Below are 8,815 nucleotides of genomic sequence, written 5' to 3'. Positions count from 1 at the left end.
GGTGACCATATCCCCTTCGCTCAACCGGGGTACCCGCCGCCCTCATTTCGATCCTATCCCCTTCGATCAACCGAAGTACCTTCCGCTTCATTTTGATCCTATCCCCTTTGATCAGCGGCATCGGCCGGCGGAAGTCGGATTCGGTTGGAAGTGCGCCGCTTGTTCGACCGGATCGGTCCCGGAGTCCGGTGACCCGGCATCCGGCACAGGAAGCGGGGGTTGCTGAGCGAAGGGGATAGGATCCGAAAGGGACGGGAAGAGCCGTCCTGCTGAGCGAGGGGGATAGGATCAAAAAGCGAGGGAAAGGGCAGCACGATGGAGCGTCTGTTGTGACATGTCGGCTGTGATCTGGTCTTTTGACCGGAGAGCGGCGCCGGTGGTAAACTGCTGTATTGGAATCAAGCCCGGGAGGATCATGAAGCATGCCGAAGTTCAAACTGTTCAAGGAACGCAAAGGCAAAGCTGACCAGGCGCGCAGCAACAAATACATCAAGCTGGCGCGGGAAATCTATATGCATGCCCGCAAGGGCGGTCCGAATCCCGAAGCGAACCTCGCGCTCAAAAACGCGATCGCAAACGCCCGCGCGGAGCAGATGCCGATCGAGAACATCGAGCGGGCGATCCGGCGCGCGACGCAGACCACGGGCGGGGAAGATTACGAGGAAATCATCTATGAAGGATACGGTCCGGGCGGCGTCGCGATCATGGTCAAATGCCTGACCGACAACCGGAACCGGACGGCGGCCGACGTGCGGGCCATCTTCAACAAGCGCGGCGGCAACATGGGCGAGTCGGGCTGCGTCTCGTACCTGTTCGACGAGAAGGGATTGATCGTCGTGAGCAGGGAAAAGCACGACATCGGGGAGGACGCGATGCTCGAAGCGGCGCTCGAGGCCGGGGCGGAGGATGTGATCGTGAACGAGGACGTGTACGAGATCCTGACGGCTCCCGCCGACTTCCACAAGGTGAAGCAGGCGCTCGAAGACCGGGGCCTCACGTTCGAAAGCGCCGGTGTCCGCTGGCTGCCCAAGACGACGGTCAAGGTCGAAGGCGAGAACGCCGAGAAACTGATGAAAATGCTCGACGCCTTCGAGGAAAACGACGACGTGCAGGACGTGTACGCCAACTACGAAATCGACGACGAGGAGCTGGCCAGGCTGGGCGGATGACCGGGCGGCAGGCCCGAGGCAGGACGTGGAGTCCGGGGGAATCGCCATGACCATGGAGGCGGAAGAGGACCGTCATATCGGCGCATGACCATGGAGGCGGCAGGGATCAAGGCGAATCGGCGCATGACCGAAAATTGCCGGAGTTCGGGTGGATCGGCGCATGGCCCGCGGAAGCGGCGGAGGCCCGAAACACGACAGGCTGCCCACCCGTCCTCCGGGGGACAGCCTGTGCGGTTCCGGGCGGCCGGAACGCGATGCGCGGCGCGCCCGGATCGCCGGTCAGGAGATGATCGTCAGAATCTCGTCAATCTCCTTGCGCGGCAGCCGGCCCGGCGATTCGGCCGGGTGGCCGAGGGCGATGACCATGTTGATCTGCCGCGAGTCGTCGATGTTCAGGAATGCCTTGAGCTGCGGTTCCGCGAGCAGCACCGGCCCGGTCATCGGGCAGGTGGCGAGCCCCATGGCGTGGGCGGCGAGCATCAGGTTCATCGCGGCGAGGCAGCTGCTCTTGATGCCCTCTTCGCGCCACACCTCATCCGGCACCAGTCCGATGGGATCGAAAATGCGCTCGCGAAACTTCGATTGATACGGCGTGGCGAGCACGACGACGAGCGCCGGCGCATCCGCGAAGGCGGTCGCGTACGGGCCGAACGATTTCACGAGCAGCCGGGCTTCCCTCGCGAGACCCCGCGCCTCGGCTTCCCGCGCCCGCGCGTGAAGCTGCTCCCAGGTCATCTCCTCGATGGCGCGGATTTTCTCGCGGTTTGTGATGACGATAAATTCCCACGTCTGCGAGTTCGTGTCGCTTGGCGCGTGGCGGGCGCAGTCGATCAACTCGCGGATCTGCTCCGTCTCCAGGGGACGGTCCTCGAACTTGCGCACGCTGCGCCGGCTCAGCAGGATTTCCTTGAAGGTCGCGTAGTCCATTGGGCTGATCCATCCTTTCTTTATCCGTTTACCTATTATAGGCGATACGGTCCTCTGCGCCAACGGTCTCCATTCGCACGCTGGAATTATGCCTGTCGGCATGGTACATTATTGGATGGAGGTTCACCATGGGGGATCACTGGTTCGTCTACGATGAACGTCTCGGAATCGAGGTTCCCGAGCTGGAGCGGGACTGGGAATCGTATCCCGTCGAAGTGAGAAGCGCAATTCTCGACAAGTGGGAGACGATCCGCGGCCGCATCCCCGACCGGATCCGGGAACTGGAGCAGCAAATCCTCGAATTGCAGCGGAAGCTGGACGAGGAAGAGGATTTCGAGACATCCTGCCGCCTCAACGCGGACATCGCCGAGCAGGCGAGCCGGATCAACGATTTGAACATCTGGTACCGCATCAATCAGACGATTGATCGCGGCGCCTGAGCTGAGGGATGGAGGCGCCGCCGTTGAACGGGATCGGATGGAAGCGCAGCAGCATGCCGGCCGGGCCGCTCAGGCTCATGTACCGGATGTACCGGCATGTGCTGCCTGCGGTATACGAGGAACTGGGTCGCTGGCGCGCGCGGGCGGAGGCGATTCCGGACCCCGAACTCCGCTTGCAGGCGCTCGCCAGCATATCGAGCAAGCAGTTTCATTGCGAGGGAGGGGCGGTCTTCGCGGCGGCGGCCGGAGACCGCCGCGGCGATCTCGTGGCGCTGATCGTCGCGCTGCAGACGATCAGCGACTATCTGGACAACCTGTGCGACCGCAGCACTTCGCTCGACCCGGACGATTTCCGGCTGTTGCATCGCGCGATGCTTGACGCGGTCGATCCGGAAGCGGAGACGACCGATTATTACGCGCATCGCGCCGAACGGGAGGACGGTGGCTATCTCGCGGCGCTTGTCGCCGCTTGCCAGTCGGTCGTCCGCCGGCTGCCCGGATATGCCGTCGTGCGGCCGCATGTCGCCCGGCTCGCCGGGCTGTACGCCGATCTTCAGGTGTACAAGCATATCCGGCGGGAAGAGCGGCTGGAGAGTCTTCAGCGATGGTGGGCCCACCATCGTGCGGACCACCCCGAACTCATGTGGAACGAGTTCGCCGCCGCGACCGGTTCGACGCTCGGCCTATTCGCGCTGTTCGTCGTGGCGTGCCGGCCGGACGCGACGGAGCGGGATGCGGAGCGCACGGTGAAGGCCTATTTTCCGTATCTGTGCGGCCTGCACATCCTGCTCGACTATCTGATCGACCAGGAAGAGGACCGGATCGGCGGCGACCTGAATTTCTGCAGCTATTACGCAAGCGACGCGGAAATGCTCGGGCGGATCCGTTGGATCGCGGACGAGGCGCGCCGGGCGGCGAACCGGCTTCCGTGCGCGAAGTTCCACCGGATGGTCATCGAGGGGCTGCTGGCGGTCTATTTGTCCGACCCGAAGACAGCGCGGCAGCCCGTCGTGCACCGCGTCGCGCGCGAGCTGATGCGGGACAGCCCGATGACGCGGCTCTTCTTCTGGCTGAACGCGCTGTGGATCCGGCGGCGCGGGGCGCCGAAGCGCTGAAGCGGCCGCCCGCGGGCGGGAAGTCACACCAATCGAACGACGGGAGGAATACGATGTCGGCAGTCAAACGCATTGCGGTATTGACGAGCGGGGGAGACTCGCAGGGGATGAACGCAGCGGTCCGCGCGGTGGTCCGCAGCGCGCTGTACCACGGGATCGAGGTTTACGGCGTGCAGCGCGGCTTTCAGGGCCTGCTGAAGGACGATCTGTTCCCGATGGATCTGCGCAGCGTGGGCGACATCATCCAGCGCGGGGGCACGATCCTGCAGACCGCGAGATGCAAGGAATTCATGACGCCCGAAGGGCAGCAGCGCGGCGCGGAGGTGCTGCGCAATCGCGGTATTGACGGCCTCGTCGTCATCGGCGGCGACGGTTCCTATCAGGGCGCGTACAAGCTGAGCAAGCTCGGCATCCGGACGATGGGACTTCCGGGCACGATCGACAACGACATTCCGTTCACCGACTTTACGATCGGCTTTGATACCGCGGTCAGCATCGTCGTCGATGCCGTGAACAAGCTGCGCGACACGATGACGTCGCACGAGCGGGCATCGGTCGTCGAGGTGATGGGCCGCCATTGCGGCTATATCGCGCTCTATGCGGGCCTCGCGAGCGGCGCGGAGACGATCATCGTTCCCGAAGTACCGCACGACATCGACGCGATCGCCCAGCGGATGTCCGACAACTTCAAGGCCGGAAAGCGGCACAGCATCGTCATCGTGGCGGAGGGCGCGGCGAGCGGCAACGAGATAGCGGAGCAGATTACCAGCCGCACCGGCATCGAGCCGCGGGTTACGGTGCTCGGCCATATCCAGCGCGGCGGCTCGCCGACGCACAATGACCGCATCCTCGCCAGCCGGCTCGGCGACTTCGCGGTCCGCAGACTGATGGAAGGCGACTCGGGCAAAGGCTGCGGCATCATCAACGGCGAACTGGTCGCGACCGATATCGAGACCATCGTCAACACGAAGAAACCGTTCGACCTGGAACTGTACAACCTGGCGCTGCGTCTGTCGCAATGACGGTTCCCTACGGGACGAAGTCAAAGAAATACGGGCCGTGACCGCACGCGGCCCCTGGAACGAAGAACGGGCTGCGTCCCCACCCGGGACGCAGCCCGTTGCCCGTTCAATCCAGCAGATCGTAACGCACGCCCGCGGTATACTTGTTGCCCGCGTTCCAGATCATGAACTCCTTGATGCCGGTATCGGCGAGCGCCTGAATTTGCGCCTCGACTTCGGCCTTGCCGTAGGGGATGTAGTGCCCCTTGCCGAGCCAGGTCGCCGTGAAATCCTGGATCCACGGACGGATGATCGGCTTGAGGTCGCCGAGCTGTTCCAGCTTTTCGTGCGTGTCCTCCATGGCTCCCCGAATCGTGGCGTACGGCTCCTTGTCCGGATCCTTCAGTCCGAACCAGCCGGTGCTGTAGTGGCTCGGATAGACCATCGGGCTGATGACGTCCACGTGCTCCGATATCCGGACGAAATCCTGCCCGATGCCCTCCGCCGCGGGAACCGACGCGGCGTAGCCGAAAATGTCCACCGACACCCGGACGCCCAGCGGCTCGAGCTCCTTCTTCGCGTATTCCACAAAGCCGCTCACGACGTCGATCCGGCTCTCTTCGGTCCGGTCATACAGCAGCTCGTCGGCCCGCTTCTCGAACCCTTCGGGGAAGCGCACGTAGTCGAACTGGATTTCCTTGAATCCGAGCTTCGCCGCCTCTCTGGCGACCGCGACGTTGTATTCCCACACTTCGCGGCGGTACGGGTTGACGAAGCTTTCGCCGCGACCGTTCTTCCATACGGTGCCGTCGGCTTTCCGGAACGACAGGTCGGGGCGCTTGCCGGCGAGGACGGAGTCCTTGAACACGACGATCCGCGCGATCGGATAGACGTTTTCTTCCCTGAGCCGGTTCAGCAACGCTTCCATGTCCCGGATGATCTTCTTCGTCGTGCCGAGTTCGGCGAGTTCCGGGTTGTCCGCCGGCCAGGTGATGTATCCCCAGTCGTCCTTCACGTCGATGACCATCGCGTTCAGATCGGTGCTGCGGACGAGCTCGAGCAGTTCCTCCATGCGCGAGCCGCCGGCGCTGTGGGCGGTGACATAGATGCCCTTGACCTTCGGCGCGTCGGGCTGCGGATCGATCTTGACGCGGGTCGTGCCGCCGCGCGGATCCGCAGCGGGGTCTGACGAGCCCGCTCCGGCTTCCGGGGCCTCCGGGCCGGAACCCGGCGCAGACGTGCCGGGAGCATCCGCGACCGCATTCCCGCCGCCTCCCCGCGGCGACGCGTCCGTCAAGCCGTCGTATGGGTCCGCACCGGACAGCATCCCGTGCAGAAGCAGCAGGATCACAAGTAGGATGTCCATGGTTTCTCCGCTCCCCGCAAGCTCTCTCAACGAATCAATACATATTATACTTGAGGCCATGATTCGCAGACAGAGGAATTTTGCAGGATTTTGCGGAATGCCGCCGTATCCCGTCGAAACAAAAAAACGGGAACGGCGCGCCGTTCCCGCCTCCGGGTCCGCCCGGACGTTTCCATCCCCTCCGCTTCAGGCACGTCCGCGCGGCGTCACACCTTGCGGAAATCGCCCATGACGCTGACGGTTTCCACGATGTTGACGAACGCCTTCGGATCCGTCTCGCGGATCAACGCGCGCAGGGCTGACAGCTCGTAACGGGTCGTGACGGTCATGAGCATCACCTTGTCTTCGCCGGTGTATCCGCCCCGGATCGGCACGACCGAAACGCCGCGCGGCAGGCGGCGGAGCCTGGCCAGCAGTTCCTGCGGCTTGCTGCTGATGATGAACGCGGTCACCTTGAGCTGCCGAATGTGGACCGTGTCGATTACCTTGCCGCTCACATACATCGACAGCATCGAGTACATGGCGCCTTGCCAGTTCCCGGACCCGATCGCCTGGAGCAGGACGATCGCCATGTTCATCGCCAGGATCAGCATGCCGATCGGCACTTCCCGGCGCCTCGTCACGATCGAGGCGACGATGTCGAGGCCGCCCGAAGAGCCGCCCCAGCGAAGGGCGAGACCGGTGCCGAGTCCGACGGCGACGCCGCCGAAGACGGCCGCCAGGATCGGATCGGCCGCCAGGGAGTGGACCGGGGCGAACCGGAGCAGCAGCGAGGTGGCCGCGACGTTGTAGATGCTCCGGTAAATGAAGGCGTGGCCGAGCGCGTACCAGCCCCATATGAGGATCGGCAAATTCAGCGCAAAATACAGGATGCCGGCGTCGAGCCCCGTCGCGTAGCTGAGCAGCATCGACACGCCGGACACGCCGCCGCTGAGCAGCCGGTGCGGGATGAGGAGAAAATTGAAGCCGAAGGCGATCAGGGCTGCGGCGCAGGTCATGACGAAAGCCGTCCGGACCCCAAGGCGATCGCTCCTTTCCCGTTCCGGTGAAGGGAAGTGAACACCGCCTAGTATCGCCGGCTTCCGTTCGCTGGTATTCGCATGGCGGGCTGTGCTATAATGAACAGGATATTCTTTCAAAAAGGCAAAGAGAACAAAGGAGATTGAGCACGTTTGAAAACTTTCGCAGAATTCGGCCTGGAGCCCGAAGTGCTGAAGGCCGTTACCGAGATGGGTTTCGAGGAAGCAACGCCGATTCAGGAAAAGGCCATTCCGGTCGCGATGAACGGGTCCGATCTGATCGGGCAGGCGCAGACGGGCACCGGGAAGACGGCCGCCTTCGGGATTCCGCTCATCCAGAAGATTCCGGCGAGCGAAGAGCGGATCGTCGCCCTCGTCCTGACGCCGACCCGCGAGCTCGCGATTCAGGTGGCCGACGAGCTCGGCAAGCTCGCCCGTTACAAAGGCATCCGCACGCTGCCGATCTACGGGGGACAGGACATCGGCCGGCAGATCCGGGCGCTCAGGCAGAAGCCCCAGATCATCATCGGCACGCCCGGCCGACTGCTCGATCATATCAACCGGAAGACGATCCGGCTGGACGACGTCCGGACGGTCGTGCTCGATGAAGCCGACGAGATGCTGGACATGGGCTTCATGGACGATATTGTGACGATCCTCGGCCTCGTGCCGAAAGATCGCCAGACGATGCTGTTCTCGGCGACGATGCCGCCCAACATCCGGAAGCTCGCGGAGCGGTTCCTGCGCGATCCCGTGCACGTGTCGGTCGTTCCGAAGAACATTACGGCACCGCGCATCGAGCAGACGTACATCGAAGTGAACGAGCGCGAAAAGTTCGAGGCGCTCAGCCGGCTGCTCGACATGGAATCGCCGGAGCTCGCGATCGTATTCGGCCGCACGAAGCGGCGCGTCGACGAGCTGAGCGATGCGCTGCAGAAGCGCGGCTATTCGGCGGACGGCCTGCACGGCGACCTGTCGCAGGCCCAGCGCGACGCCGTCATGCGCAAGTTCCGTGAAGGCAGCATCGACGTCCTCGTCGCGACGGACGTCGCGGCGCGCGGCCTGGACGTCTCCGGCGTCACGCACGTCATCAACTTCGACCTGCCGCAGGATCCGGAAAGCTATGTGCACCGGATCGGCCGCACCGGCCGCGCAGGCAAGGCAGGCGTTGCCTGCACGTTCGTCACGCCGCGCGAGATCGACCATCTGCATTTCATCGAGCGGGTGACGCGCCAGCGCATCGTGCGCCGGCCGCTGCCGAGCCTCGCCGAAGCGATCGAAGGCAAGCAGCGGGTGACGGCCGAGAAGCTGATCGAGATCATCCAGCGGGAAGATTTCCAGGAATTCAAGGGAATCGCGATCCAACTGCTCGAGCAATACGACTCCGTGCATCTCGTCGCGGCGGCGATGAAGCTGCTGGCCGGCGAGAAGAAGGACGTCGAGATCGTGCTGACGCCCGAGGATCCGATCCGCGTGAAGAAGCGCAGGACGGATGTCCGTTCGGGCGGCCGACGGAACGGCGGAGCGCCGGGAGTCTACGGCGGCCGGAACTCCCGCGGAGGCTACGGCGCCAGGAGCGGCTACGGCGACGCGGACGGCGGCCGGCAGGAAGGCGGCCGGGTGCGCGCCGGCCGGGGCGGCTACGCCGGAGTCCGCGGGTCGCGCGGCTGGTCGAAGGAATAGCGGGTCAGCGCATGCACCGGAGCACCGGAAGGGCGCGATTGCTGCGCCTTCTTCGGGCTCCGGCCGTGCACCGGCGCGGCGAAGACAATCCGCGC

At 64.1% G+C, this 8,815-nt stretch carries 8 protein-coding genes; 5 read left to right on the top strand and 3 right to left on the bottom strand.

What is annotated here, in order from left to right; all coding sequences use genetic code 11:
* The first annotated feature begins 422 nt into the window (after positions 1-422).
* Positions 423-1,169 carry a YebC/PmpR family DNA-binding transcriptional regulator gene (locus A9Z00_RS13000; RefSeq protein WP_296978193.1) on the top strand — a complete coding sequence of 249 codons (747 nt, stop codon included), beginning with the start codon at positions 423-425 and terminating at the stop codon, positions 1,167-1,169.
* Between the two features lie 279 nt (positions 1,170-1,448).
* Here the strand turns inward: A9Z00_RS13000 and A9Z00_RS12995 are convergent, their stop codons facing one another.
* Positions 1,449-2,096 carry a nitroreductase family protein gene (locus A9Z00_RS12995; protein WP_296978187.1) on the bottom strand — a complete coding sequence of 216 codons (648 nt, stop codon included), beginning with the start codon at positions 2,094-2,096 and terminating at the stop codon, positions 1,449-1,451.
* A 128-nt stretch (positions 2,097-2,224) separates the two neighbouring features.
* On the opposite strand from A9Z00_RS12995, the gene A9Z00_RS12990 reads away from it, so the two are divergent.
* From A9Z00_RS12990 to pfkA, 3 genes are read left to right on the top strand one after another with little or no spacing between them, the layout of a single operon-like run.
* Positions 2,225-2,536, top strand: coding sequence for a MerR family transcriptional regulator (locus tag A9Z00_RS12990; protein WP_296978184.1), 312 nt, complete (start codon positions 2,225-2,227; stop codon positions 2,534-2,536).
* Between the two features lie 8 nt (positions 2,537-2,544).
* On the top strand, positions 2,545-3,651 hold the full coding sequence (locus A9Z00_RS12985) for a tetraprenyl-beta-curcumene synthase family protein (RefSeq protein ID WP_483316308.1): 1,107 nt from the start codon (positions 2,545-2,547) through the stop codon (positions 3,649-3,651).
* A gap of 53 nt (positions 3,652-3,704) precedes the next feature.
* Positions 3,705-4,673 carry a 6-phosphofructokinase gene (gene pfkA / locus A9Z00_RS12980; protein ID WP_296978181.1) on the top strand — a complete coding sequence of 323 codons (969 nt, stop codon included), beginning with the start codon at positions 3,705-3,707 and terminating at the stop codon, positions 4,671-4,673.
* A gap of 106 nt (positions 4,674-4,779) precedes the next feature.
* Here pfkA and A9Z00_RS12975 read toward each other — a convergent pair whose 3' ends face one another.
* Positions 4,780-6,018, bottom strand: a complete 1,239-nt coding sequence (locus A9Z00_RS12975; RefSeq protein ID WP_296978178.1) for a putative glycoside hydrolase — start codon at positions 6,016-6,018, stop codon at positions 4,780-4,782.
* A gap of 206 nt (positions 6,019-6,224) precedes the next feature.
* Complete coding sequence (locus A9Z00_RS12970) at positions 6,225-7,016, bottom strand: YitT family protein (protein WP_296978176.1); 792 nt, start codon at positions 7,014-7,016, stop codon at positions 6,225-6,227.
* Positions 7,017-7,190: 174 nt separating this feature from the next.
* Between A9Z00_RS12970 and cshA the strand changes: the two genes are divergently transcribed.
* On the top strand, positions 7,191-8,720 hold the full coding sequence (gene cshA, locus A9Z00_RS12965) for a degradosome RNA helicase CshA (protein ID WP_296978174.1): 1,530 nt from the start codon (positions 7,191-7,193) through the stop codon (positions 8,718-8,720).
* Positions 8,721-8,815 lie beyond the last annotated feature (95 nt).

It is taken from the genome of Thermobacillus sp. ZCTH02-B1, assembly GCF_002159085.1.
Lineage (GTDB): Bacteria > Bacillota > Bacilli > Paenibacillales > Paenibacillaceae > Thermobacillus.
Note: the sequence above shows the minus strand (reverse complement) of the source record. Positions and strands in the feature narration are given on the sequence as shown.

What these genes read in the sequence shown, in the direction of transcription:
- A9Z00_RS12975 (WP_296978178.1), bottom strand. Translation starts at nt 6,018, where the DNA reads ATGGACATCCTACTTGTGATCCTGCTGCTTCTGCACGGGATGCTGTCC.
- A9Z00_RS13000 (WP_296978193.1), top strand. Translation starts at nt 423, where the DNA reads ATGCCGAAGTTCAAACTGTTCAAGGAACGCAAAGGCAAAGCTGACCAG.
- A9Z00_RS12970 (WP_296978176.1), bottom strand. Translation starts at nt 7,016, where the DNA reads ATGACCTGCGCCGCAGCCCTGATCGCCTTCGGCTTCAATTTTCTCCTC.
- A9Z00_RS12985 (WP_483316308.1), top strand. Translation starts at nt 2,545, where the DNA reads ATGGAGGCGCCGCCGTTGAACGGGATCGGATGGAAGCGCAGCAGCATG.
- A9Z00_RS12995 (WP_296978187.1), bottom strand. Translation starts at nt 2,096, where the DNA reads ATGGACTACGCGACCTTCAAGGAAATCCTGCTGAGCCGGCGCAGCGTG.
- pfkA (WP_296978181.1), top strand. Translation starts at nt 3,705, where the DNA reads ATGTCGGCAGTCAAACGCATTGCGGTATTGACGAGCGGGGGAGACTCG.
- A9Z00_RS12990 (WP_296978184.1), top strand. Translation starts at nt 2,225, where the DNA reads ATGGGGGATCACTGGTTCGTCTACGATGAACGTCTCGGAATCGAGGTT.